The sequence below is a fragment of the Elusimicrobiota bacterium genome, from assembly GCA_026388155.1.
GTDB lineage: Bacteria > Elusimicrobiota > Elusimicrobia > Elusimicrobiales > UBA9959 > UBA9634.
This window is the reverse complement of record JAPLKI010000010.1, coordinates 68,517-91,876: the sequence shown is the minus strand read 5'-3', so window position 1 is coordinate 91,876 and position 23,360 is coordinate 68,517. Positions and strand designations below refer to the sequence as shown.

30 protein-coding genes are annotated in these 23,360 nt (G+C 53.3%); 3 read left to right on the top strand and 27 right to left on the bottom strand.

Annotation, left to right across the window (positions count from 1 at the left end):
* Positions 1-21 precede the first annotated feature (21 nt).
* From map to NTX59_03400, 24 genes are all read right to left on the bottom strand, one after another.
* Positions 22-783, bottom strand: coding sequence for a type I methionyl aminopeptidase (map, locus tag NTX59_03515; protein MCX5784736.1), 762 nt, complete (start codon positions 781-783; stop codon positions 22-24).
* Positions 776-1,426: an adenylate kinase gene (locus NTX59_03510; GenBank protein MCX5784735.1), complete on the bottom strand. Its 651-nt coding sequence runs from the start codon at positions 1,424-1,426 to the stop codon at positions 776-778. The genes map and NTX59_03510 overlap by 8 nt, the downstream gene beginning before the upstream one ends.
* Before the next feature lie 68 nt (positions 1,427-1,494).
* A complete protein-coding gene (gene secY / locus NTX59_03505) occupies positions 1,495-2,823 on the bottom strand; it encodes a preprotein translocase subunit SecY (protein MCX5784734.1) in 1,329 nt (442 codons plus the stop codon).
* A complete protein-coding gene (rplO, locus tag NTX59_03500; GenBank protein ID MCX5784733.1) occupies positions 2,824-3,294 on the bottom strand; it encodes a 50S ribosomal protein L15 in 471 nt (156 codons plus the stop codon). It lies immediately after the preceding gene.
* A gap of 138 nt (positions 3,295-3,432) precedes the next feature.
* Positions 3,433-3,978, bottom strand: a complete 546-nt coding sequence (gene rpsE / locus NTX59_03495) for a 30S ribosomal protein S5 (GenBank protein ID MCX5784732.1) — start codon at positions 3,976-3,978, stop codon at positions 3,433-3,435.
* A gap of 91 nt (positions 3,979-4,069) precedes the next feature.
* Positions 4,070-4,432, bottom strand: coding sequence for a 50S ribosomal protein L18 (gene rplR / locus NTX59_03490; protein ID MCX5784731.1), 363 nt, complete (start codon positions 4,430-4,432; stop codon positions 4,070-4,072).
* 15 nt (positions 4,433-4,447) lie between these two features.
* Positions 4,448-5,029 (bottom strand): 50S ribosomal protein L6, encoded by a 582-nt coding sequence (rplF, locus tag NTX59_03485; protein ID MCX5784730.1) that lies wholly within the window; start codon positions 5,027-5,029, stop codon positions 4,448-4,450.
* Positions 5,030-5,104: 75 nt separating this feature from the next.
* Complete coding sequence (gene rpsH / locus NTX59_03480; GenBank protein ID MCX5784729.1) at positions 5,105-5,512, bottom strand: 30S ribosomal protein S8; 408 nt, start codon at positions 5,510-5,512, stop codon at positions 5,105-5,107.
* 134 nt (positions 5,513-5,646) lie between these two features.
* Positions 5,647-5,832 (bottom strand): type Z 30S ribosomal protein S14, encoded by a 186-nt coding sequence (locus NTX59_03475; protein ID MCX5784728.1) that lies wholly within the window; start codon positions 5,830-5,832, stop codon positions 5,647-5,649.
* A 33-nt stretch (positions 5,833-5,865) separates the two neighbouring features.
* Positions 5,866-6,474, bottom strand: coding sequence for a 50S ribosomal protein L5 (gene rplE, locus NTX59_03470; GenBank protein MCX5784727.1), 609 nt, complete (start codon positions 6,472-6,474; stop codon positions 5,866-5,868).
* A gap of 14 nt (positions 6,475-6,488) precedes the next feature.
* Positions 6,489-6,806 (bottom strand): 50S ribosomal protein L24, encoded by a 318-nt coding sequence (gene rplX / locus NTX59_03465; protein MCX5784726.1) that lies wholly within the window; start codon positions 6,804-6,806, stop codon positions 6,489-6,491.
* A 33-nt stretch (positions 6,807-6,839) separates the two neighbouring features.
* Positions 6,840-7,208: a 50S ribosomal protein L14 gene (rplN, locus tag NTX59_03460; protein MCX5784725.1), complete on the bottom strand. Its 369-nt coding sequence runs from the start codon at positions 7,206-7,208 to the stop codon at positions 6,840-6,842.
* A gap of 12 nt (positions 7,209-7,220) precedes the next feature.
* The gene (rpsQ, locus tag NTX59_03455) at positions 7,221-7,493 is read right to left on the bottom strand and encodes a 30S ribosomal protein S17 (protein ID MCX5784724.1); all 273 of its coding nucleotides are present in this window, start codon (positions 7,491-7,493) and stop codon (positions 7,221-7,223) included.
* On the bottom strand, positions 7,490-7,723 hold the full coding sequence (gene rpmC / locus NTX59_03450) for a 50S ribosomal protein L29 (GenBank protein ID MCX5784723.1): 234 nt from the start codon (positions 7,721-7,723) through the stop codon (positions 7,490-7,492). Before rpmC ends, rpsQ begins: the two co-directional genes overlap by 4 nt.
* Before the next feature lie 40 nt (positions 7,724-7,763).
* Positions 7,764-8,177: a 50S ribosomal protein L16 gene (gene rplP, locus NTX59_03445; GenBank protein MCX5784722.1), complete on the bottom strand. Its 414-nt coding sequence runs from the start codon at positions 8,175-8,177 to the stop codon at positions 7,764-7,766.
* Positions 8,178-8,182: 5 nt separating this feature from the next.
* On the bottom strand, positions 8,183-8,944 hold the full coding sequence (gene rpsC / locus NTX59_03440; protein MCX5784721.1) for a 30S ribosomal protein S3: 762 nt from the start codon (positions 8,942-8,944) through the stop codon (positions 8,183-8,185).
* A gap of 79 nt (positions 8,945-9,023) precedes the next feature.
* Complete coding sequence (locus NTX59_03435) at positions 9,024-9,386, bottom strand: uL22 family ribosomal protein (GenBank protein ID MCX5784720.1); 363 nt, start codon at positions 9,384-9,386, stop codon at positions 9,024-9,026.
* Positions 9,387-9,496: 110 nt separating this feature from the next.
* Positions 9,497-9,784 (bottom strand): 30S ribosomal protein S19, encoded by a 288-nt coding sequence (rpsS, locus tag NTX59_03430; GenBank protein ID MCX5784719.1) that lies wholly within the window; start codon positions 9,782-9,784, stop codon positions 9,497-9,499.
* 90 nt (positions 9,785-9,874) lie between these two features.
* Positions 9,875-10,720, bottom strand: a complete 846-nt coding sequence (gene rplB / locus NTX59_03425; GenBank protein ID MCX5784718.1) for a 50S ribosomal protein L2 — start codon at positions 10,718-10,720, stop codon at positions 9,875-9,877.
* A 29-nt stretch (positions 10,721-10,749) separates the two neighbouring features.
* Positions 10,750-11,046 (bottom strand): 50S ribosomal protein L23, encoded by a 297-nt coding sequence (gene rplW, locus NTX59_03420; protein MCX5784717.1) that lies wholly within the window; start codon positions 11,044-11,046, stop codon positions 10,750-10,752.
* A gap of 138 nt (positions 11,047-11,184) precedes the next feature.
* Positions 11,185-11,811, bottom strand: coding sequence for a 50S ribosomal protein L4 (gene rplD / locus NTX59_03415; protein MCX5784716.1), 627 nt, complete (start codon positions 11,809-11,811; stop codon positions 11,185-11,187).
* Positions 11,812-11,832: 21 nt separating this feature from the next.
* The gene (gene rplC / locus NTX59_03410) at positions 11,833-12,639 is read right to left on the bottom strand and encodes a 50S ribosomal protein L3 (protein ID MCX5784715.1); all 807 of its coding nucleotides are present in this window, start codon (positions 12,637-12,639) and stop codon (positions 11,833-11,835) included.
* Between the two features lie 287 nt (positions 12,640-12,926).
* Positions 12,927-14,216, bottom strand: a complete 1,290-nt coding sequence (locus tag NTX59_03405; GenBank protein MCX5784714.1) for a TldD/PmbA family protein — start codon at positions 14,214-14,216, stop codon at positions 12,927-12,929.
* A complete protein-coding gene (locus NTX59_03400) occupies positions 14,216-15,652 on the bottom strand; it encodes a TldD/PmbA family protein (protein ID MCX5784713.1) in 1,437 nt (478 codons plus the stop codon). The genes NTX59_03405 and NTX59_03400 overlap by 1 nt, the downstream gene beginning before the upstream one ends.
* A gap of 139 nt (positions 15,653-15,791) precedes the next feature.
* Between NTX59_03400 and NTX59_03395 the strand changes: the two genes are divergently transcribed.
* The 3 genes from NTX59_03395 to NTX59_03385 are packed head-to-tail and all read left to right on the top strand — an operon-like array spanning position 15,792 to position 18,987.
* Positions 15,792-16,163 (top strand): GntR family transcriptional regulator, encoded by a 372-nt coding sequence (locus NTX59_03395; protein ID MCX5784712.1) that lies wholly within the window; start codon positions 15,792-15,794, stop codon positions 16,161-16,163.
* A complete protein-coding gene (locus NTX59_03390) occupies positions 16,160-17,050 on the top strand; it encodes an ABC transporter ATP-binding protein (protein MCX5784711.1) in 891 nt (296 codons plus the stop codon). The genes NTX59_03395 and NTX59_03390 overlap by 4 nt, the downstream gene beginning before the upstream one ends.
* On the top strand, positions 17,047-18,987 hold the full coding sequence (locus NTX59_03385) for a hypothetical protein (GenBank protein MCX5784710.1): 1,941 nt from the start codon (positions 17,047-17,049) through the stop codon (positions 18,985-18,987). The genes NTX59_03390 and NTX59_03385 overlap by 4 nt, the downstream gene beginning before the upstream one ends.
* A gap of 71 nt (positions 18,988-19,058) precedes the next feature.
* Here NTX59_03385 and NTX59_03380 read toward each other — a convergent pair whose 3' ends face one another.
* The 3 genes from NTX59_03380 to NTX59_03370 form a co-directional block, all read right to left on the bottom strand.
* Positions 19,059-20,045: a hypothetical protein gene (locus tag NTX59_03380; protein ID MCX5784709.1), complete on the bottom strand. Its 987-nt coding sequence runs from the start codon at positions 20,043-20,045 to the stop codon at positions 19,059-19,061.
* A gap of 119 nt (positions 20,046-20,164) precedes the next feature.
* Positions 20,165-21,127 (bottom strand): hypothetical protein, encoded by a 963-nt coding sequence (locus NTX59_03375; GenBank protein MCX5784708.1) that lies wholly within the window; start codon positions 21,125-21,127, stop codon positions 20,165-20,167.
* A gap of 368 nt (positions 21,128-21,495) precedes the next feature.
* Positions 21,496-23,301 carry an alpha-amylase family glycosyl hydrolase gene (locus NTX59_03370; protein MCX5784707.1) on the bottom strand — a complete coding sequence of 602 codons (1,806 nt, stop codon included), beginning with the start codon at positions 23,299-23,301 and terminating at the stop codon, positions 21,496-21,498.
* Between the last annotated feature and the right edge of the window lie 59 nt (positions 23,302-23,360).

Here is a 23,360-nt window from a genome sequence, read left to right as displayed (position 1 = left end):
TGTTTATATTATACAAAACTATTACTGTCCTCCCTCACTTAGGCTTAGTATTTCGCAGCCGTCCTCCGTAACCGCTACGGTATGTTCAAAATGCGCGGCGCAGGACCCGTCTGCGGAAACGGCCGTCCAGCCGTCGTTTTTTATTACCACCTCCGCGGTTCCAAGACAAACCATGGGTTCTATGGCAAGCGTCATGCCGGGTTTTAGAACCACGCCGGTGCCGCGCCGGCCGAAATTAGGAATGGAGGGTTCCTCGTGCAAATGCCTGCCTATCCCGTGCCCGGTGAACTCTCTCACCACGCCCATGCCGGTTGGGACGACATATTCCTCCACGGCATGTGAAACGTCTCCGATGTGAATCCCGCTTTTGACCGTTTTAAGCGCCCGGTAAAGCGCCGCTTCCGTAACCTCAAGCAATTTAGCCAACTCCGGTTTCACGCGGCCCGCCGCCACGGTTATGGCGGCGTCGCCGTAAAACCCCTCCCACACAGCACCCAGATCAAGGCTGACCACATCGCCTTCCATTATCAAGCGGGCGGCGTTCGGAATGCCGTGCACCACTTCCTCGTTTATGGAAACGCAAAGCGTGGCCGGGTAGCCCCTGTAACCGAGGAACGCGGGCTGGGCCCCGCGCCGCCTTATTTCAGCCTCGGCAAAACGGTCAAGCTCCAAAGTTGAAACGCCGGGTTTTATTTTTCCCCTCAGCAGAGCGAGCGTAGAGGCCACGATGCCCGATGCCGTGCGCATTTTTTCAAGCTCGGCGGGAGTCTTTAATTCAACCATGTAAGCCGGTTTTAAGCGAAGAAAGAATCTGTCCGGTTATGGCTTGCGGGGCAAGGTCCGCCTTAACCTCTGAAAAAACCCCGTTGCCCTTGTAATAGGCGAGAAGCGGCTCGGTCTGGTCCCTGTAAACCATAATGCGCTTTTTTATTACTTCCGGTTTATCGTCCTCCCTGAGCGCCAGCGCCCCGCCGCAGGCGTCGCAGGTATTTTCTTTCGCCGGCGCGCTGGTAAGAAGGTTGTAAATCATGCCGCACTTCACGCAGGTACGCCGCGCGCCCAGACGCGAAACGACTTCCTGTTCCGGCAGGTCCAGAAAAAAAACCATGTCCACCGCCAGTCCTCTCGAGGAGAGATACTCGTCCAGGACCTGCGCCTGCTCCACAGTGCGCGGGAACCCGTCGAATAAAAGGCCGCGCGTTTCAGCGGCGAGCCTGCTCTTTATCAGGTCCAAAACCAGTTTATCCGGCACCAGGCGGCCGCCCGAAAGATAGCCCGCCGCTTCAAGTCCGAGCGGGCTATGCTTTGAAATTTCCTCGCGAAAGATGTCACCCGTGGAGAAATGCATAAGCCCTAATTTTTGGGAGAGAACCTTGGCCTGGGTTCCTTTTCCGGAACCGGGATATCCCAGCAAAATTATATTCATGTAAAGTCCGTCCAGAACACAAAAGGTCGGAATATAGAATTTAAAATTCCGTATTCTATATTTTTCCCTTAAGTGCCCACATTGAACCAGCGGCCCTTTATTTTTGAGTTCTTGTAAAAACCCTCGTAGTTGCGCATTATGAGGTGGGCTTCCGTCTGCGCTATGGTGTCAAGCGCCACGCCCACCACGATTAAAAGCGAGGTCCCGCCGAAATAGAAAGGCACGTTGAATTTAGCCCGCAAATAGTCGGGCAGCACCGCTATTACGGAAACGAAAAGCGCGCCGCCGAGCGTTATCCTGTTCATCACCCATTCGATATGAGACGCCGTCTGTTCACCGGGCCGTATACCGGGTATAAAACCGCCCCATTTTTTCATATTCTCGGCCAGATCTTTAGGGTTAATGCTCACCGAGTTGTAAAAATAGCAGAAAAAGATGATGAGCGCCACGTAGCACAGCTGATATACCAGGCTTGAGTGGTTCATGAAGGACATCACTTTCTGCGCCCAGGGGGCGCCGGGATTAAATTGCGTTATAGTGTAGGGCACGCTTAAAAGCGACACGGCGAAAATAACCGCGATAACGCCTGATTGGTCGACTTTGAGCGGCAGAAAAGTGCTTGCTCCGCCGTACATTTTTCTGCCCACCATGCGCTGTGCGTACTGCACCGGTATTTTTCTCTGGGCGGTTTCAACCCAGATAGTAAACCCGACAATAACCAGCACCGTCGCGACTATAAGCAGTCCGGAAAGAATGCTCATTTCGTCTATCTGTATCAGCTTTATCATGTCCATCACGGCGCCGGGCAGCCTGTCCACGATACCGGCGAATATTATGAGCGAAATACCGTTGCCGATACCCCGCTCGGTTATCTGCTCACCCAGCCACATTACAAAAATAGTGCCTGTGACAAGAGTAAGCACGGTGACGAAGTAAAATGTGAACGTAGGGTTGCTGACAATGGTGGGGCCTCCGCCCGCGGACATTTTGGTGAGCGCTATGGTAAGGCCGAGCGACTGGAAAGCGGCTAAAAACAGGGTAAATACGCGGGTGTACTGTATTATCTTTTTATGTCCCGTACCGCCTTCTTTGGCCAGCCTGTCAAGGAAAGGGAATACATGCGCGCCCTGAACCAGGCTCATAATGATGGAAGCGTTAATGTAAGGCATTACGCCCATTGAAAAAATGGAAAATCTCCCCAGCGCGCCGCCGGAAAAAATATCCAGAAAACCAAGGAGCGTCCCCTTGTTGGCGTTGAAAAGCGCCTGCAGGGCCGCGACATTAATGCCCGGTATCGGGATAAAAGCGCCCAACCGGTAAACGGCCAGCGCTATCACAACAAAGATTATCCTTTTCTTAAGGTCCTGAATTTTAAAGATATCGGCTAATTGTTGCATTTATTTCCCCGCCGGGACCGCCGCGGCTATCACAGAGGCGGCGCCGCCGGCCTTCTCTATTTTTTCTTTGGCGGACGCGGAAAAAGCGTGCGCGAAGACCTTCAGCGATTTCTTAAGCTCCCCGTCGCCCAGAATTTTTACGCGCTTTGTATGCTTGACCAGCCGTTTCAGGACCAGCGCCTCCGGCGTCACTTCGGCGCCGTTGTCAAAACATTTATCAAGCGAAGAAACATTCACCCATTCGCAGACGACCCTGAACTTGTTGTTGGAAAACCCGCTCTTCGGAATGCGGCGCGACAGCGGCATCTGGCCGCCCTCAAAGCCGCTGCGTTTGGTGCCGCCGGCGGTGGCGCTCTGGCCTTTCTGGCCCTTAGTGGAAGTCTGGCCGTGTCCCGAACCGCTGCCCGTACCAAGCCTCTTGGTTCTGCGCACTGAGCCCGGTTTGGGCCGTAAATTGTTTAAACCGACCATAGTTTTATCTCCTTGTAAAGTCTAATCGTTCAGGGTATAGGGGTCAGCAAATAGCGAATAGGGGCGGAAACACAGATTTTAAAAACTTTAATTTTTCATTTTCCGCATCCGCTATCCGCTCGCCTCTAGCCGCTGCTCCTACTGGCCCCTCAGTTTCATCACGGCCTCTTTGCTTTTGAGCCGTTTAAGGGCGTCCAGTGTGGCGTAAACGGTGTTGAAAGCGTTTCTGGACCCCAGGTTCTTTGTAAGCACATTACGCACGCCGCCCGCCTCAAGCACCGCGCGCACTCCGCCGCCGGCTATAAGTCCGGTGCCGCCCACAGCGGGCTTCATCCATACATGCCCGGCTCCGAAGCGGCCTTCAATTTCATGGGGAATAGTTGTATCCAAAATAGGAAAAGTGAACATTTCTTTTTTCGCGCCTGAAGTGGCCTTCTGGATGGCGGACTGGACCTCGTTCGATTTGCCGAGCCCGACCCCCACAGTGCCCATGCCGTCGCCTACCACTACCAGGGCGTTGAAAGAAAATCTTTTTCCGCCCTTGACCACTTTGGTAACCCTGTTGACGGCCACCACCACGGCTTTTTCTTCCGGGGCCGCTTCAAAAGCAAGAGCCTCGGCCTTGGGTAAGCCGTCGGCATTGAGTTCCTTCTCGGTTCTTAATTGTTTCTGATTTTTAAGCATTCTGGATTCTCCTGATTAACGAGCTAGTAGGCGAGTAGGCTTGCAGGCTGGTAGGCATACCAGCCTACCCGCATACCGGCCTACCAGCGTCTTAAAACTTCAGCCCGCCTTCGCGGGCGGCTTCCGCCAGGGCTTTTACGCGGCCATGGTAAATTCGGCCGCCGCGGTCAAAACAGACTTCTTTCACGCCTTTTTCAATGGCTCTTTTTGCCAGCAGCGAACCGACCGCTTTGGCGATTGCAACGCTCTTGCCGGACTTGGTCTTATCTCTTAATTCCTTCTCCAGGCTTGAAGCGGCGGCCAAAGTGCCGCCTTTCAGGTCGTCCACGACCTGGGCGTAAATGTATTTGTCGCTCCTGTACACGCTGAGGCGCGGCCGCCTGATACCGCCCTCAAGCAACTTTTTCCTTGAGCGGTCTTTTCGGAACTGGTATCTTTCCTGTTTGGTTATCATTATGGTATCTCCAGATTATTTCTTGGCTGCGGCGCCGCCACCGACTCCCGCGCTCGCTCCAGCCGCGGTCTTTCCGGCCTTGCGGATGATATGCTCGCCCTGATATTTTATGCCGGTGCCTTTGTAAGGTTCCGGTTTTTTAATCCTTTTTATCTGGGCCGCGATGTTGCCGACGGCTTCCTTGTCTATGCCCTTTATGGTGAGCACGACCTGTTTTGGATCAAAGGACATTTTAATGCCCTGCGGTATATCAAGTATAACGGGATGAGAGAAGCCGAGCTGCATGGTAATTTTTGAGCCTTCCACCGCGCCCTTAAAACCCACTCCGTTTATTTCAAGCACTTTTTCAAATTCCTTGGAAACGCCGGTAACCATGTTATTTATCCTGGCCCGGGAAGTGCCGAAAAGCGCGGACTTTCCCTCGGCGCCCGCATCCACGGCAACAGTAAGCTTACCGCCCGCCACGGCCGCATTTATGCCGTCCGGCAGGGAGTAGTTAAGCTTACCCAGCGGACCCTCTATAAAAACCTTCTTGTTCTCAACGCGGACTTTGACCTTTTCAGGAACAATAATAGGCTGTTTTCCGATTCTGCTCATATTTTTTACCTCTTAAAGCTATTCTTAATTTCCTTCGCTATTCGCTAACCCCTATTCGCTATTCGCTGCCGTTAGCTACCACACCTGGCAAAGCACCTCGCCGCCGACTTTTTCTTTTTTCGCCTGATCGCCGGTTAAAATGCCTTTTGAAGTTGAAACGATAGTAACGCCGAAAGCGGCTTTAACCCTGGGGATTTCGCTGTAAGGCCGGTATATGCGCAAGCCCGGCCTTGAACTGCGCCTGATGCCCACGATTACCGGCTTCTTATCCTGCGTATATTTAAGACCGATGCGTATCACTCCGCGCCTGTCCAGGGTTTTGTCGGTTTTAGGGTCAAGCACCTTGTAATTTGAGATAAAACCTTCGTCCTTGAGGACTTTTACTATATTGACCTTGATGTTCGAGAACGGCACATCCACCCTTTCCTTTTTTTTCGCCACGGCGTTCCTTACGGAAGTAAGCATGTTTGATATGGGATCCATTTTTTTCTCCTTCAAAAAACCAAATCGTTAGCGAACAGGGGTCAGCGAATAGCGAATAGGGCCGGAAACACGGATTTTGATATTTTTTCTGTTTTCATTCGCTACTTCGCTATTCACTATGTGCTGCCGTAATACTACCAACTGGATTTTCTAAGTCCGGGGATAAGGCCTTCGTGGGCCATTTTCCTCAGGCATATTCTGCACAAACCAAAATCACGGTAATATCCGCGCGGCCTGCCGCATATCTGACAGCGGTTCCGAAAGCGCGTGGAGAACTTCTGGGGTTTGCGCATCTTCGCCATCCAAGCGTATGTTGCCATATCTACTCCTTTGAATTATCCAAAGCGGTCGCCTTATTGCTTAGTCTTGAGCGCCGGTTTTTTAAAAGGCATGCCGAGATGCTCCAGCAGCGCCTTGCCTTTTTCATTGTCTCCGGCGGTAGTGACAAAAGTTATGTTCATACCCCTGGCCTTGGGCGACTTCTCGGTGTTGACTTCCGCGAAAACGTGATGCTCTTTTAAGCCCACGTTCAGGTTCCCGCGCCCGTCAAAGAATTTCGGATCCATCCCCTGGAAATCCCGTATCCTGGGCATGGCGATGGAAACGAAACGGTCAAGGAACTCATACATCCGCATGCCGCGCAGCGTCACCCGCACGCCGATAGGCATGCCTTCGCGCAGCTTGAAGTTTGAAATGGATTTCTTCGCGCGCCGTATCTGGGGGGCCTGGCCGGCGATGAGAGAGAGGTCCTCTTTCGCCTGTTCAAGCAGCTGTATATTGTCTTTCGCCTCGCTGACTCCGATATTAACCACTATCTTTGTCAGCTTCGGCACAGCCATAGGCGAGGTTAGTTTTAATGCCGCCATAAGTTCCGGCACTACCTTGCGCGTGTAAACCTCGCTCAAGCGGGCCCTGTAGTCTTTGGGCAGAGCCTGTTCAACCGATTCTTTTTCTTTAGCCATTTGTGAATCACCTCTTAAATTATCACTTCTCCGCATTTTTTGCAGGCGCGCATTTTGCCGGCGCCCGGCGTATTTGAAATCTTCACTTTGGCGGGCTTGCCGCACTTGGGGCAAATCAGCTGGACATTTGAAATATCAAGCGGGGCTTCGATTTTGTGGATGCCTCCCGGCTGGTCTTTGGTGGTTTTTTTGTGCTTGGAAACTATATTGATTCCCATCACCACCACCTTGACGGAGTCCTCACCGGGAATTATTTCCTTTATCTCGCCTTTCTTGCCGCGGTCCTTTCCGATAAGTATTACGACAGTGTCTTTCTTTTTCAGTTTTAGCATAGCTTTGCCCTTTTATTAGCCCGTTACGCGCCCTTAAATAACTTCAGGCGCCAGAGAAACGATCTTTAGATAATTTCTGGCCCTTAGTTCCCTGGCCACCGGTCCGAAGACGCGGGTACCCTTTGGTTCGCCGTTTTCGTCGATCACGCACACGGCGTTATCGTCGAACCTTATATACGAGCCGTCCTTGCGGCGGGATTCCTTGGTGCACCTGACCACCACGGCTTTTACCACATCGCCTTTCTTTATCGCCCCGTGGGGAATGGCATCCCTGACCGAACAAACCACTACGTCGCCAAGGTAAGCGTAGGTCCGGGTGCTTCCGCCCAGAACTTTAAAACACTGAAGAGACCTGGCTCCTGAATTGTCGGCCACATTCAGTATCGTTCTTAATTGGATCATAATTTCTCCAGATTACTTCGCGGCCTTCAGAATAACGCGCGAAATCCGCCATCGTTTAAGGCTGGACATCGGGCGCGTGCTCATGATTTCCACAGTATCTCCCTCATGCGACTCGTTGCCTTCGTCGTGGGCGTAATACTTGGCGTTGCGCTTCATGGTTTTGGCGTAAGCGGCGTGATGCAGCGTTCTTTCCACACTGATAACGCGGGTCTTGTTCATGCGGTCTGAAACCACCACTCCGCGGAAAATTTTCCTATTGGGTCGTTCGGGCGCGTTCTCTTTCATTGTTTTTTCACCTCCGCGGCTGTTTTTGCGGCCGCCAGTTCTTTGGCCCTGAGCAGCGTTTTTATTAAGGCCGCTTTTCTGCGCGCGGTCCTTATCTGCAGCGGGTTTTCAAGGGGCGCCGATGAGCGCTTAAATTTGATCTGGAACTGGTGTTTTTCAATATCCCTGCCCTGTACCATCAGCTCGTCGACAGACAGGTTCTTTAAATGTTCTCTTTCTTTGCTTTTCATAAGTTCAGAACTCCATTTATCTCTTGCATTTTGCACTTTCTTAATCTTCCCTGGTGATGAACTTGGTATGGATAGGCAGCTTATGGCTTGCGCGCGTCATGGCTTCCTTGGCTGTCGCCAGATCAAGGCCTTCCAGTTCAAACATAATGCGGCCCGGTTTTACCACGGCCACCCAATGGTCCGGAGCGCCCTTGCCTTTACCCATGCGGGTTTCGGCCGGGTGCTTGGTAACGGCCTTGTCGGGGAAAATGCGTATCCACATTTTCCCGTTTTTCTTGACATAGCGCATTATGGACACACGGCAGGCTTCTATCTGGCGGGCCGTTATCCAGCGCGGCTCCATGGCCTTCAGCCCGTAATCGCCGTGCACCAGCTCCGCGCCGCCCTTGGTATTGCCCTTTATGCGGGGCGCGGAATGGGTCTTCCGGTATTTCACTCTTTTAGGCATCAGCATGAAAATTATTCTCCTTGTTTATTATTCTCGTTCTCGGCGGGTTCCGCGCGCTTGGCGGCGGCGGCTTCGTCCATCACCGACACTTCGGTCGGATGCTCGGCCTCAAGTTTTTTAAGCTGTTCCATAAGCTCGCGCGGGGTCTTGGCGAAGAACAGCTTTTTGAAAATCCACACTTTAATGCCTATCTTTCCCATTACGGTGTAAGCCTCGGTAAGGCCGTAATCTATGTCGGCGGACAGGGTCTGCAGCGGCACCCGGCCCTTGCGGAACCATTCCCGGCGCGCTATTTCAGATCCGCCAAGGCGGCCGCCCACCTGCACTTTTATACCGAGGGCGCCGGAGGCCATGGTGCGCTCCATGGCCCGCTTTATGGCCCTTTTGTGAGAAATGCGTTTTTCAAGCTGCTGGGCTATTGACTGGCCCACCAGGCGCGGGTCCATTTCCGCTATCTTGATCTCGGAAACATTGACGAAAACCTTGCGTTTGGTAAGCGCCTCAATGTCTTTTTTAAGGTTTTCAATGTCGGCGCCGCGCCGTCCGATAACTACCCCGGGGCGGGCGGTATGTATGGTAAGCTTAAGGTAAGGGCCGGCCCGCTCAATGTCCACCCAGCTCACCGAAGCCAGCTGGAAACGTTCGCTTACCATTTTTCGTATTTCAAAATCCTCGCCTATAAGCTCCGGCATTTTCTTGGGGGCGAACCACTTTGACTGCCAGTCCTGAATGTATCCGAGCCGCATTCCCCGGGGGTGAATTTTTTGTCCCATAGTTATCTTAAAAGACAGTTTAGATGGTTTAGCGTAGTTTAGAGAAGTTCTCTAAAAACCCTACACTCCACGCTCTACACTATTTCTTCTTAGCCTCCTTGGTATCCGAAACGGTCACTGTTACGTGGCACATTTTCCTCTTGAAAGGCATGGCCCGGCCCTGAGGCCCGGGCTGCACCCTTTTCAGGGCTTTCATCGGGCCCTGATCCGCGAAAGCGGTTTTTACCCACACAGTTTTCAGGTCCAGCCTTTTTCCAAGCTTGACCGCGAGGTTGGCGCCGGCCGACCTGACCGCTTTGCCCACCAGTTCGGTGGAACGCATCGGTATGGCGGACAGTATCTGCTGCGCTTCAAAAAGGGATTTTCCCCTTATCTGGTCAAGCAGCTGTCCCACTTTTCTGCGGCCGTATCTTTGATATTTCAGTTTGCAAATAGCATCCATAGTTTAAATAGAGGTCAGCGGTCTGCGGTTGGCGGCAAGCGTATTCAAGGAACTCCTTCCCTATTCGCTGTTCGCTATTCGCTATTCGCTTAATTCCTCATTCCTCCCGATTAAGTTAAGTCTGTGGCGTCCTTCGTATGCGAAGCGCCGTGGCCTCTGAACTGCCTGGTGAAAGAAAACTCTCCCAGTTTATGCCCGATCATGCGCTCGGTCACATAAACAGGCAGAAATTTCCGGCCGTTGTGCACCATAAAAGTATGTCCGATAAACTCCGGCGTTATAGTGCAGGCCCTGGCCCAGGTTTTTATCGGTTTTTTCTCTCCGGCCAGGCTCATCTTCTGCACTTTTTCAAGGACCCCCGGGTCGACAAAAGGGCCTTTTTTTGAAGATCTGCTCATTTTAAAAAACCTCCGTTTAAACTGCGGTAATCAGTAATCGGTGACCGGTAGATCGGTTAATGGTTACCGGTAACCGGTTTACACCGGCCTTTACGACGCGCTGATCTGGGACTTGCGCCTGTCCTGTACTATCATCCAGCCCCATATTTTTTTCTTGGTCCTGGTCTTGTAGCCTTTGGAAGGCTGGTTCCAAGGTGACCGGGGCACATTATTGCCCTTGGAACGGCCGCGTCCGCCGCCGAGCGGGTGGTCGACATTGTTCATGGCGCCGCCTCTGACCGTGGGCTTAACGCCCAGGTGACGGGAGCGGCCGGCTTTGCCCAGAGATATCGTATTGTGCTCAAAATTACCCACCTGGCCGATGGTGGCCATGCAGCCTATAAGTATCTTCCTTATTTCGCCGGAAGGCATTTTTACCAGCGCGTAATCGCCCTCTTTGGCCATAAGCTGGGCCTGCGTGCCGGCGGAACGCACGAACTGGGCACCTTTGCCGGGAATCATCTCTATAGCGTGAATAAAGGTGCCTTCAGGTATGTTCAAAAGCGGCAGGGCATTGCCAAGCCGTATTTCGGACTTGGGTCCGCTTACCACTGAAGCCCCCACGCCAAGGCCCAGAGGCGCCGGTATATAGCGCTTCTCTCCGTCCGCGTAAAACAGAAGGGCTATGCGGGCATTGCGGTTGGGGTCGTACTCAATAGCGGCCACTTTGGCCGGCACGCCGAATTTTTCCCGTTTAAAATCCATCTGCCGGTACAGCCTGCGATGGCCGCCGCCGTGGTGGCGCACCATAAGCATGCCCGTATTGTTGCGCCCGCCGTTTTTCCGCAGACCGCGGGTAAGATTTTTCTCCGGAACGGTTTTTGTAATGTCGGAGAAATCACTGATAGTGATAGTTCTTCTGGAAGGGGTATAAGGGTTAAAAGATTTAACTGGCATATTGTCTCCTAAGTTAACTGCTGTCTGTCCTATTTCGGCAGGTCCGTCATGTCAATTTTCTGGCCGGTCTTGACCGTTACCACGGCCTTCTTCCAATCCGACCGCTTGCCTTCCGAACGGCCCACGCGATGCATCTTGCCCGGCATATTGGCCGTGCGAACCGCTTCAACCTTCACTTTAAAAAGCGCCTCGACGGCCTTTTTTATTTCCACTTTATTGGCCAGCGGGTTTACGCGGAAAGAATAGCGGTTCTCTTTATCTTTAAGCATCATGCTTTTTTCGCTTAGAATAGGGGTGATAAGCACATCAGTAAAATCTCTGCTCATTATATTGATCCTCCTTCAAGACTTGCCCCGCTCTTTTGGGGCACACTTCAGGCTCTACCACCGAAGTGAACCTATTAACCTTTTGCTGCTGCCAAAAGGGCGGGGCTTGCGTAAGCGCCGTAACGGGCACGGTACGCATTAAACGGCCAATTTTGCGCTCACAAAGTTTAAAGCCGCAGATGTAAAAACCAGCCTGCCGGCGCTCATAACCTGATAGGCGTTGAGATCGGCGGCGAGACACCATTTGACATGGGCCAGATTTCGTGAAGCGGTGGTAAAGTTCTTATCGGCCTTGTCAAGCACGAAAAGCGCTTTTTTTGAGCCCAGGTTAAGGGCTGAGAATATAGCCTGAAGCTCGCGGGTTTTCGGCTGCTCCATGGTTAAATTGTCAACCACTATCACGGACCCGGCCGCATGCATGGCTGAAAGCGCGTCTATAAGGGCCTGGCGCAGTTTTTCCGCGGGCATGTCCTGCCTGTAAGAGCGGGGCCTTGGGCCGAACACCACGCCGCCCTTGCGCCACAGCGGAGAGCGGATAGTTCCGGACCTTGCGCGGCCGGTGCCTTTCTGCTTCCAGGGCTTGCGGCCGCCGCCTGAAACTTCTCCGCGGGTTTTGGTGGAAGCGGTGCCGCTTCTGCGGTTTGCCAGGTAGTATTTTACCGCCTCGTAAAGGAAATAGGGATCGGCTTTACGCGCGAATATAACTTCGGGCAGTTCATACTTGCCCACTTCCTGCCCTTTTAGATTTAAAAGTTTTGTTTCCATAGTTTATCCTGGACGCTCCTGTTACTTTTTAGCCGGCGCCGCCGGTTTCTTGGGGGCCGCCTTCGCTGCCGCCTGTTTGCCCTTTTTGGGGACCAGTACCAGCGGTTTAGGCGTTTTCTTTACGGTTTTCGTGATATAAACCAGGCTGCCCGCCGCCCCCGGGACGCTGCCGTTCACAAGCATTATATTCTCTTCTGGAATTATCTTTATTACCTTTATCTTCTGCATGCTCACGGTATCCACGCCCATATGTCCCGCCATGCGCTGGCCGGGCAGTACGCGACCGAGAGAGCGCCGCGAGCCGATGGAACCCGGCGCTCTTTCCCTGTCGGATGCGCCGTGGGAAGCCGGCCCGCCGCGGAAATTATAGCGCTTCATGCCGCCGGCAAAGCCCTTGCCCTTTGACACGCCCTGCAGATCCACATATTCCCCCGCGGCAAAACGCGCGGTCAGGCTGGCCGTCTGCCCTGCCTGCACGCCGGAGATATCCTCCACGCGGAATTCCTTGAACTTGCGTACCGGCTTTATGTCAAGTTTTTTAAAGATCCCCATTCTGGCGGCATTTACATTTTTCTCGGTCATGTGGCCGAAGCCCAGGCAGATAGCCTTGTAGCCGTCCTTCTCGGGTGTACGGGTGTACATCACGCGGCAGGGGCCCGCCTGGATCACCGACACGGCGAATAATTCGCCGGCCGCATCGAACATCTGGGTCATCCCCATCTTGCGGCCTATAAGGAACTTAAATCCCGCGGGCATTTCGGAGGGCTGCGCTTTGGTCTCCGGCTCGGTCTGCGGCTGCTCGGCTGCGTTTTTATTTTCTTCTGTCATGATCAACTCCTAAAAAATATTTACCTGAAAATAGACAAGAACACCGGACCGGGGCCGACATGGCTTCCGGTTCTTCCATCGAACTTCTTTTTTGTTCCTGTTTTTATTATAAAGTCCGCAGTCGGAGGGAATTTAGGCCGCTCCGCCTATAGGACCGGCCGCCCGTATTCGTAAAGAACGCGACGGCCTTATGATAAAAACAAACCTTATTTCAAAGATTACAGCTCTAAGGTTTTAGGTAACAGGTATTATTGTAACAAAAAACCTTTCGAGAGTCAAAAGGTTTTTTAAAATTCAGTTTTGCTGACAAAGTTGAAATCCCTGACCGTTATCGGGGGTATCGAGCTAAAGATCATTGCTTTTTCCTTCCCGATCTCGGCCGTATTGCGGAACATGTCGAAAACGCTCTGGTTGAAGCGGAAGTTGTTCACGCTCCCCGCGATTTTCCCGTCCTTTATTCTGAAAACTCCGTCCCTCGTCATGCCGGTAAAAATGCCGTCCATCAGGTCGACCAGCCGGATATACCAGAAACTGTTGACGTACAGACCGTTTTCCACGTTGGAAATAAGACTGGCGATGGGTTTATCCGTTCCCTGGAAAATGATGTTCGCAGGGAATCGGCCCGTAGCCTGAACTCCCTTCTTTTTGGCGTAATACCTGGAGTGCCAGGGGTTCGCCAGTTTGCCGTTCCTTATCATATCGAAGCCGATATAAGGCATGGCGTCTTCCGGAGAGAACGGCGACAGGCTGACTTTTTCGTGGTCCGGCTTCGAATAAATATGTATCGCTTCGTCCGCGATACGTTCGTTCAGCCTTTTTGATAAGGCTGAACGGCCTTCGTCTATCGCTTTCGCGTCCATATTGTACCAGAGGAAGATAATAAGAAGCTCTTCCACGGCCGCCGGCCCCAGCACCACGGTGTATTTGCCGGCCTCAAGTGAAGCGGGGTTTTTAGAAAGCCGCGCGCGGCTGATAACATTCGAGAGGAACGCTTCCCCGTCATAGTCGGAAAAGTCCTTTGAAATGTGAGAATCCTTGAACGAGGAATTCTCCGTCATGGCCGTAAGCGTGAATGCCGAGCTGCAGTTGCTGTGCGAAACATGCACGCCTTTGTTGTTATAGACTTCGGCCGTGAAAGGGTTCGTGGAAAAGCTTCCGGCGGAATTCAAACCGGCTTCCTTAAGCTCCTTGAACGCGTGCCGGAGAATGCCGTATTTTTTGCTGTCGGTCAGTTTCCCGAAGACAGGCCTGAAATGCTTTATCGCTTCCGCCTCGCCTTGTGTCACGGGAGGCATGTATTCGGGGTCCTTCGGCAGGAGCTTAGCCGCCTCATAGGCTTTTTTCACCGCGTGCTTTATGCCGTCTTCCGAAAGATCGTTCGTCCTGTATGACCCGGTCCTGCCGTCATAGCCGACTTCAACCTTTACCTCCTCCTCCAGCTTGAACAGGTTCTCCCTGTTCACGGAATTGTTCGAGAACCTTATATGATGCGTCTCGCTTTTTCCGTAACCTATGACTACATGGTCCGTTACGGGCTTTTTTAATATCTTTTCTATTATTAAATCAGTTCTTTTCATTATTTTGCCCTCCTTACCATGATATTCCTGAACCTGGCGGGACTTGCGCCATGGGTCATCTGGGCCAGCTGCATGGGATCGCCTTTCCCGCAGGTTATGAACCCGGACCGTTTAAAGAACCTTTCATCGGTTATCGCGTCGCAGCTGCGCCAGAACTCGTAGGAGAGCGCGTTATAAACGACGTTCTTCAGCATGCCCGTGATTTTCCCGTTCTTTATCTCCCAGAAAGCGTCCCCGCCGAACTGCATATTGAGCCGCATCTGATCTATGCTGAACGAACCCATACCTTCGATGTATATCCCGTCTTTGGTGTCCGCTATCAGTTCTTCAACGGAGAGGGGCTTGGTACCGGGCGCAAGATACAGGTTCGGTATTCTGGTGATGGGGACATCGCAGTACTTGGTGGCCCGTGTGGTACCGTTCGCGCGCTCCATCTTCATCTTGTGAGCGAGTTCCCGGTTCACCCCGTATCCCGTCAGCACCCCGTCTTTTATCATATGCCACTTCTGGCATTCAACGCCCTCATCATCGTAGCCGCAGCTCGCGAGCCCCCCCTCAAGGGTGTTGTCCGCGATAAAGTTGACAAGATCGGAGCCGTATTTGAAATTATTAAGCTTTTCCATGGTGGCGAAACTTCTGCCGGCGCAGGACTCCTCATAGCCGAGGACGCGGTCCAGCTCGGTCGGATGGCCCACGGACTCGTGCATGGTAAGGGAAAGATGCTCCGGATCAAGTATAAGCGTGGCCGGGCCGGTTTCGCAGGGTTTAGCAAAACAGTGTTCGCGGGCCTGCGCGGCTATTCTTTCGGCGTTGCCTATGAAATCCAGTCCCCTGAAATATTCATAGCCGGCGTTCATGGGGGCGGGCCAGTAATGGCGTGATTTTACCTCGCCATTCACCCTGGCCAGGGCTTCGATCTCCGGGAGCACTGTATAAACGTCGGTTTCAATGAGGGAGCCTTCCGTATTGGCGTATTTCTTCGCCATGTTCCTGAAAACAAGGTGGGAGTTAGCTTTGATCACATCCTTCCCTTTCAGTATCGTTTCACCGGCCTGAAGGAGGACGCCGACGGCATCGCTTACGTTTACTTCGAACGGGTCTTCTTTTATTTTTGTCGCGAATTTCGCGACATGCCTGGGCTCCGCGGCAAGTTCAACGGTCCCTGTCGCCGATCTGTCGGCGCTTTTGGCCAAAGCCAGCGCCTTGTCGGCGGTCTTTCTGAGAGCGGCCAGGTCCGTCTTGCTGGTGGAAGCATAGCCCCAGCCATTTTCATAAAGCACTTTTATTCCAACGCCGGAAACATTCTGTTCGGTTATCTGTTCCACGCGCAAATCTTCCGTTAAAATTTCCCGCTCGCGGAAAAGATGTTCCCGCGCGTCCGCGAACCGGACTTTTTTTCCTTCCAGATAATTAATGATCTCCCGGAGGTTATCCATATATTCCTTTATATATCCTTAAATGAGGATGTTTTGCGCCGCTGAGATTATGATACAAAAAACCGCGCTCCGGGATAAGCCCTTGACAAAACCGGGAAGTCCTGCTATACTATCACTGTACTAGTAAGGTAATACAGTTATGATAAAAATAAACTTTGACTCCCGGATGCCGATATACGACCAGATAAAGCTGGGGCTTAAAAGCCTGGTCGGGAAAGGCCTGCTGAAGCCCGGCGACCAGGCCCCATCTATAAGGAAGCTGGCTTTAGACATAAAAGTGAACCCCAATACCGTCGCAAGGGCTTACAGGGAGCTTTCAGCCGAAGGGTTCTTTGACTCCAGCCGCGGCGAGGAAAACTGCATTTCCGGCCGGGCGCTTGAAATTTCAAAAAACGCGCGCGCGCAAATAGCTTCGCTGCTTGAGTCCGCGGTCCAAAGCGCGCTTGAGAACGGATTTTCCTGGACGGACATAGACGCGGCCATGTCCGAACTGAAAAGGAGGGTCAAATGAACCCCGATATTCTAAGCGTAAAGGGTCTTTCCAGGTCCTTCGGCCGGAAAAAAGCGGTGGACGGCCTCAACTTCACCGCCGCCCGCGGGGAAGTCGTCGGGCTGCTGGGCAGGAACGGCTCCGGCAAAACCACGTTTTTCAAACTGATACTTGACATGCTGGACCCCGACTCGGGCGAAATACAGGCGGCCGGGATTTCGCCCGACGGCAGCGGGAGCATAAGACAGGATATCGGCTATGTGCCGGAAAGGCCCTCGTTCCACAATTTTATGAGCGTGATGGAAACCCTGAAACTCCGCGCGGCGATATATAAAAAATGGGATATGCAAAAAGCCGTTTCAACCGCGGCCAAGCTGGGGCTGCGCCTCGACAGAAAAATACAGGGAATGAGCAAAGGCGAAACGGCGAAGCTCGCCTGGATATGCGCGGTTTCCCATAACCCGTCCCTGCTTCTGCTGGACGAAGCCGATTCGGGGCTGGATTATCTGGTTAAGGAAAAGATAATAGAGGGGCTTATAGGCGAACTTGTTTCGGCCGATAAGACCATAATATTGGCCTCGCACACAATGGAAAACTTTATGGGGATAATAGACAGGCTCGCGCTAATATCGCGCGGTTCGGTGCAAAGCACTTACGACGGAGACACGCTGAGGAGCTCGGTTTACCGCGTGACCGCCAGGGTCAGGCCCGGCGCGGCGGCCGTTGCGGGCGCTCCGTACGCGCGGCTTATATCAGAAGACGGGCCCGTGAAGATTTTCGGCGTCATCGGCGAGAGCGGCCTTAAAACACTTTCAGGGCTTGAAATTTTTGAAAGCGTTCAAAGCGAAAGGATGAGCGAGGCTGAAGCATTCACTTTACTCCTTTCGGGAACCAGGGAGGAGTTATGACTGCGCTTATAAAGCTTTATTTCCGGAAAAAACTCATTGCGATAGCCATTCTGGTTGCAGTATTGCTTTTTTCGCTGCTGTTCCGCGAAAGTCTCGAAAACACACTTAATGAAAATCTGCTTAAGTTAGCGGGGTTCTGTTTCCATAAAGGAATATTGAAAAGCCTATGGTCAATAATAGGGATCCCGGGCTCCGCCGCAATGCTTGGGGCGTCGTTCGGAGCCGAAGCGGCTTCTGAATATTCCCGTGAAGCCGAACTTCTTTATCCGGTGTCCGGTGTCAAACGAATGTTTGCCGCTCTGATCACGGTCCTTCCCGTGGTCGCTTCCATGCTGGCTATTATGTATCTGCCCTACAGGCCGAGTTTGCCGTCCTATACGCTCTACACGTCTTTGCTGTTGCAGGTTACTATAATCTGTTTCGCCGCCGGATTGCTGACAAAGGACACGCTTAAGGGCGCGCTGACGGGTGTGGTTTGGATAATAATCGTCTCCTCGCCTCTTATCAGCGCTTCCGTGATGCGCGTGGTAATGTCGGTTGTCGACGTTAATTATAAGTATCTTCTTTCCATTCTGTTCACGCTGGGAGCGGCAGGTTCCGCTGCGGCACTGGTACCGCTCTCACGCGCGGTTGACCGCAAATCGGCTATCGCCAAAGGAAGCGTCCCCGCGGCGCTGTTGCTTCTCTCGCCATTTTTTATCAGCATGGTATACACCGCAATGACCGTGTCTGAATACAGAAAATTCACTCAACCGACTTCCTCTACAGGCTTTAGTTGGATCAAAAGCCGGCCTTACTGCGGCCCGCTTGCCTTGGCACAAAGTCCGGCAAGCGGAAGTTTATACGCTATAAACGCGGAAGGCCGCAGGGAAACCCTGTTTAACGGGGGATCAAGGGGATTTCTCAGTCTTCTTACTCACCCTTTTCCTCCTCCTGTAATGCCATGCAAGTACTCAATCTCAAGGGACGGCACATTATGGGTCACAATAGAAAACCTCTCTGTTCCTGAAGACAGCCTGGATAGACGCGACGGAACCGCGCCGCCGGACCGTTACAGGCTGTTAAGCCGCAGCCCCGAAGGGAAGATAAAAATCATTGAGTTGGGAATTAAACATTTGCCTTATCCGGTTGACACAGGGGATGGCACGGTTTTGATATACAGCGAGCGCGGTGATCGGTTCTCCTACGCGCGGCTTACGCCGGGCATGGAAAAGCCGCTGTGGAAAACTCTCAGCGAAAACAATAAAGAGGCGGAAAAAAACTTTAAGGACATCAGGAAAGCCTCAGGCCTTTATGCCTACCCCGGCGGGAAAGGGCGCGCGATTGTGGCCATGGACGGGAAAAAAGAGCGTACGGTTTGCGTTCTTCCGGGAGAGGCCGGGGCATTTGGCGGAGACAACGGGCTTTTCCCGGCTTTCAGCCTTAACGATAAAAGGTCTTTTCTTGCGCTGTCAAAGAACGGAAAGACGGGTTCGGTCTATCTCTGCCGCGCGGGCAAAGCGGAAAAACTCTGGAATTCCGGCAACGACGTGTTCACCGGGTTCACAGTAAATCCGGACGGTTCGGTGGTAATAACGGGGGTGGGCGGCGGCATTAATTTCTACGCGCTTTCTCCGGACGGAAAACCTCTGCCCCCCATGCCCGAGTCAACTTTAACCGGCCGGCCGGGCGGCGCGCAGGTCCTCATTGACATAGTAAAAACCGACGGCAAAAGCGTCTGGTTCCTTGACGGCAAGGCCTTGTTCAGACTTGAGCCCGACGGCCGCCGCGTAGAACTTGCGCGCGCGGAAACCGATCTGGCGGATAAATACAGCTCGTCCGGGTATCCCCTTAAGAGGCTGCATACAGTCGTACTCGCTTCAGGGATATTATACGCCGGCAAGGACGGGCTGATGAGGATAGACTGGGAAGGGCATAGCAGTAAAATATCAGAGTGATATGTGCGTGCCGGAACAAGATATAAAAGGGCTCCTGCCTTTTTGTCAAAATTTATACTATCTTTCCATATTCAAACTTTGCCGGGTTTTCCCGTAAGGTCTGCGATAGCTTTTGTTGATATCAGGGTAACAGTTATCTCGCTCACGCCTTCCGCGGAAACGAGGCTTCCTATGGCCGCGGCATTGCCATCCTTATCTTCCCACCTGCAGGAAATTTCATTATGTTCTCCGGCGGCGCAGGATAGCGGCCAGCCGTATTTCTGGTTCAACAACAAGCGCAGCTGCTCAAGTTCTACCCAGGAATTGGCCAGCGGGGCAAAAGACAGCATAACGGAGATAAGCTTTCCCTCCAGAAAGCGGTGGGTTACCGTCAGCCGCGCCGCTTCCTGTTCTTTTGAGGCCGTGTAGACGTTTGGCGCGGTTTCTTTCGCGCCGGTATTAGAGGCCTTGAAGGCGTCAAGGGCGGCGCTAAGGCGCGGGGTCTCGGTGGAGACGAACAAATCCAGTATCCCGCGCAGGCGCGCCAGATCCGGCGAAAGCTTTGCCAGACGTTCGCGAAGTTCGGATTTGTCCTTGTCGGTGGTCTTCGCGGCCATCTGAGGCTGGGCCATGAGGACGGCGTAATACTGGTCGGTCAGGCTTTTTTGCGCCGCTGTAGAGGAATACACAAAAAGCTCGCTGGAGGCCAGAGCCGCCATGTCCAGGTTTATCTTGTCGGGAGCCATTGCGGCCGGCGCGGCCGCGCCGGCATCCCTTGCGCGCATGAGCCCGTCCACCTCCACGGGAGTCATACCGGTCTTGAGGAAAAGCTCCCTGTTGTAGCGCAGGTCGGCCTTTTTGTCATCCCAGAACTTATTCATGCGCCGGAAGCCGTAAAACCAGGATATTCCATCCGATTCGAATGGCGTGTAGTACGGGTCATCGCTGCAGTCCGTGTAGGCTTTCATGCCGGAAAGCGAATTTTTCCAGTAAGTGCGGCAGTTCAGGTCTCCGGCCCGCGCCGGGATTGTTGATCCCGTAAACCAAAGGGCGATCATTAGAACGGTTAAGTTTCTCATACTCTCTCCTTATTTTATACGCCAAAAAGTCGCCTGACACCTTTTTCCAAGTATAGCAAAACAACCCGACAGAAGGTCTGTCGGGTTGTTTTTTGCCTGTAAACGGATGATTTAAACGGTCAGGGAACGATATCCGCCGCCGCCCTGCCTTGATGGGGAGGCTGGGGCGGAGGCTGGCTGGGATCCACATTGGGGTCCGGGAACGGGAACCAGAACGGATACGGATGCGGATAAGGGAACGGATACGGTTTCTGGTAGGACGGGTCTATTTTGTCGAGTGTTACGCCCTTAAGAACGCCGTTAGGCGAACAGAGCAGGTCGGGGTTCTTAGTCACATCCTTGACCTCATTATAACAGGCCACCGGGGCATTAGAGGCGGCACCGGAACAAAGCAGCGCCGGATACTGGGCCAGGCCCTTGGCGGCCTTGAAACATTCTATCGGCGCAAGCGTCGCCGCCCCCGAGCACAAAAGAGCCGGATAGTCGGTCAAGCCCTTGGCGGCGTTGAAACAGTCTACCGGCGCTAGGTCGGCCGCTTTGGCGCAGAGCAGCGCCGGATATTTCGTCAGGTCTTTGGCGGCGTTGAAACAGTCTATCGGGGCGTTGGAGGCCGCTCCCAGGCAGAGAAGAGCCGGATACTGGGTCACATTACCTGCCGCTTTAAAGCAGACGGCTGGAGCCGCGGCATCGCGTGCCGCCGCGCAGAGCAGTGCCGGAAACCGGGTCAGGTCCTTGGCGGCCTTGAAGCAATCCACGGGAGCGTTCGAAACGGCGCCTGAACAAAGCATGGCGGGATAGCCGGTCAGATCTTTGGCGGCGGAAAAACAGTCGGCCGGGGCCGTGGAATTAGCGCCGGCGCAGAGCAGGGGAGGGTACTTCGTGAGCGGACTTGCCGCCTTGTAGCAGTCCACGGTCCCGGAGAAACCGGCCGGCTGGGCGGAGGGCACAGCGGAAGGCGGAGCTGATTCAAACGCCCCGGCCGCAATAGCCTGCTCTAAGCCGGACTCCGCGGTCTGGCGCAAAGCTTCACCCGACATGGCCGCGCTTGACCGCGCGGCCAGAAAGGCACATATGCACAACACAAGGGATCTTGAGAAAATAGTCATACCGCAATTATAGTATAAATCGGGAAACCTAAAAAGCACTGGATGGCGCACAGGCCGATTACTGAGGCCTGCACAAATAAGGTCCGCGCTGGCCGGGCTGATTTTGAAGCGAAACAAGGAACGAGGAGCGCGCATAGCGGGGCTATGTAAGTGACGAGTGACGCAGTTGCAGCCCAAAAGCGCCCGGCCCTTTCCCAAAGGGAAAGGGAGGCTTGCCTTTGAGCGACTGCTTCGTTGCTCCTCGCTCACAGACCCCCGGTATGCTCGTTCGTCGCGCCTCGCATTCATCTCAAATCCAAGCCTCCAACACGGACATTATTTATGCAGGCCTCAGTAAGTCCGTTTCAAACCCAGGCGTGCTTTAAAAGCAGGCCGCCCTCAGGGGGCAGGCGGCGCACATGCGCGGGACGGTCCTCGTAGAGAACGGCGCCGTCCGGACTTTTTACTATGAACTTATAAGCCACGCTTGCGCCGGGAGGGTGCTTAAGCGGCAGGCCCTCCATCCACAGGTTGTCATTTATATATTCAAGCGGGAAGGCCCTGTCCAGATCCCAATTTCCGAGCTCGGGGCAGTTGCCGGTTACAAAAATTTTCTGCCCCCAGGCCGTTTTAAAGCCGTTCAGCATGAACGTGACAATCAGGGTGTGTCCGTCCGACGGCGCGGCCGCGCGCGAGAAAACAAGCAAAGAGTCTTTTTCAAGCCTTAGTTTTTCAATTTTCCCCCCGCTCACGCGCGCGGGCGATTGCGTTAAAACATCAGTGTAAACGCCATCCGGCAGTTCGATATTTTCAAGCGTAACTTCAGAGGCCGGCCCCTTGTTAAAAACGGCAAGGCAGCAGTTGTCCAGGTAAACGCGGGTATAGGCGTAAATATTTTCCGACGCTGATTTAACGCGCTGGCTGCCTCTTTGCACGGCCAGGTTTTCTTTTCTCACCTGCGCAAGAGCTTTTATTAATTTGAAGGCGGGAGTTGTTGCGTCCCAGCGCTCCATCATGGGCCTGTTATAGGGATCGGCGCCGCCGTTGGTATCATTGTGCAAATATTGTTCGGTGCCGTAATAAATGCATGGCGTGCCGCGGCAGGTCATAATCAGGCCCAGCGCCAGACGCAGGCGTTCAGGCGTTCCCCCCACCGACAAAAACCGCGGCATGTCGTGATTGTCTACGAAAGTGACCAGTTCGTGGCAATTGTTGAAAAGGGCGTCTTTTTTAAAAACCGCCTCAATACAGCAAAAACCGCCGTCAGCGTTCTTCGCCAGGCATGACTCGATGGCGTTCTGGAGCGAAAAATCCAGCATACCCATGCCGCTGGCGTTCGCGAAATGCACGGAGAAAGGGTCGTTCGCCCCTCCCTGAAACCATTCCCCGAAAATGAACAGCTCCGGTTTGTGGAAAAGCATGTCCGAAACGAATTCCTGCCAGAACCAGAGCGGCATGTGCTTTACGGTATCCACGCGCAGGCCGTCGGCCCCCTTGTCCACCCAGAGTTTCATGGCTTCCTTGATATAGGTCCGGTAGCCGATCTTTGACTCGTTGAAATCCGCCAGGCCGCAGAGTTCCTCGTTCTCCACCTGCCATGCCGAGTTCCAGTCGGTGACGCCGCCATTGCGGTGATACCAGCCGAGCGTGTCGTTCTCGTAGGAAGTCAGCAGTTCGCCGTCGTCGTAAAGCTCGCCTTTCGTCACTTTCCCGCCGTCGTCCGGCCTATGCGCCGGGCTTGAATGGTTGCAGACTATGTCAAGTATCAGCTTCATATCCCTTTTGTGCATGGCCGCGGCCAGACGGTCAAGAATAGTATCATGTGAAGCGAAGACCCTGATGTCTTCCTGGTTGGAAACCAGATGCTCGTCCATCCGCTTGAAATCCTTGGCCCAGTAGCCGTGGTAAGCCGCTATGCCGCGCCCCTCCACATCCACCAGTCCGTCGGCCTGGTCAAACAGCGGGGTAAGCCACAGAGCCGAGGCGCCCAGCTCTTTTAGGTAATCCAGTTTGTCAATAACGCCGGCGAGGTCGCCGCCCCAGTATTTGCACCAGTCTTTTTGCGCGGCGTCAAAGGCCTCCGGGTTGCGGCAATTGTCGTTAGAAGGGTCGCTGTTAAGAAACCGGTCCACTACCAGAAAATAAATAGTGTTTTCGTTAAAGAATTGCATGTAAGTTGTCCCTTAATACCCGCATTTTACATTTTGCACTTTGCCTTTTTCATGTATGG